Source organism: Streptococcus sp. 2018110 (genome assembly GCF_019754115.1).
GTDB lineage: Bacteria > Bacillota > Bacilli > Lactobacillales > Streptococcaceae > Streptococcus > Streptococcus hashimotonensis.
Genome location: NZ_JAIJZO010000044.1, coordinates 1 through 1,168 on the forward strand (window position 1 = coordinate 1; position 1,168 = coordinate 1,168).

1 protein-coding gene is annotated in these 1,168 nt (G+C 38.4%); it reads left to right on the plus strand.

Annotation, left to right across the window (positions count from 1 at the left end; genetic code table 11):
* Window positions 1-258: 258 nt before the first annotated feature.
* A partial coding sequence (locus K5Q34_RS11670; protein WP_221865061.1) for an IS30-like element ISSpn8 family transposase occupies window positions 259-1,168 on the plus strand: 910 nt, incomplete at its 3' end.

Below are 1,168 nucleotides of genomic sequence, written 5' to 3' on the forward strand. Positions count from 1 at the left end.
GAAAGTTCTATAATGAAGTTAGCCACCTTACCTTAGTCAAGAATTAGATGTTTCACTATGTTTGAGTAAGTTGATGATTTCATTTGATAACAGGTTTGAAGCTGTTAGGCTAGGTGGCCAAGGCTAATCATAGCCTTGGTTTAGCTGAAAAAACAGGTTCAAGGGTTCCTGTTGTCAAATGAAATGTGATTTAAGGTATAAGAAAACACCTCTGTGCTATACTTGTTGTTCACCACAAACACAAGGAAAGGCACAGAGATGCAAGAACATTATACCCCAAAAGGGAAACATTTGACAATAGATAACCGTCGCTTGATTGAGCGGTGGAAGAATGAAAATAAGTCCAATCGTGAAATTGCAGGCTTGTTAGGAAAGGCGCCTCAAACGATTCATAATGAAGTCAAAAGAGGTACAACTTTACAACAAGTGAGAAAAGGGCTATACAAAAAGGTCTATTCTGCCGATTACGCACAAACTGTTTACCAATCCAATCGAAAACGGTCGGTGAAAAAGTTAATTCTAACAAAGGAAATCAGAGAGAAGATCTTACACTATCATAAGCAAAAATTTTCGCCTGAAATGATGGTTAAGAAGAAGCAAGTGAAAGTTGGTATTTCAACCATCTACTACTGGTTTCATAATGGTCATTTAGGATTGACGAAGGCCGACATGCTTTATCCCAGAAAAAGGAAAGGTGTCAAGAAGCAAGCTAGTCCGAGCTTTAAGCCGGCAGGTAAATCTATCGAAGAACGTCCTGACGTTATTAATCTTCGCTTGGAAAATGGTCATTATGAAATTGATACCGTCCTACTGACTAAGATAAAAAATTATTGCCTGTTAGTCTTAACCGACCGGCGGAGCAGACACCAAATTATAAGGTTAATTCCAAATAAAACTGCTGAATCTGTCAATCAGGCGCTTACGTTACTATTAGGGGAGCATCGTATTCTGTCCATTACTGCAGATAATGGTTCGGAGTTCAAACGATTGTCTGAGGTATTTCCTGAGGAACATATCTACTACGCACATGCTTACTCTTCATGGGAGAGAGGTTCAAATGAAAATCATAATCGATTAATTCGGAGATGGTTACCTAAAGGAACCAAGAAAACGACTCCGAAAGAAGTCGCTTTTATCGAAAATTGGATTAACAACTACCCTAAAAAAT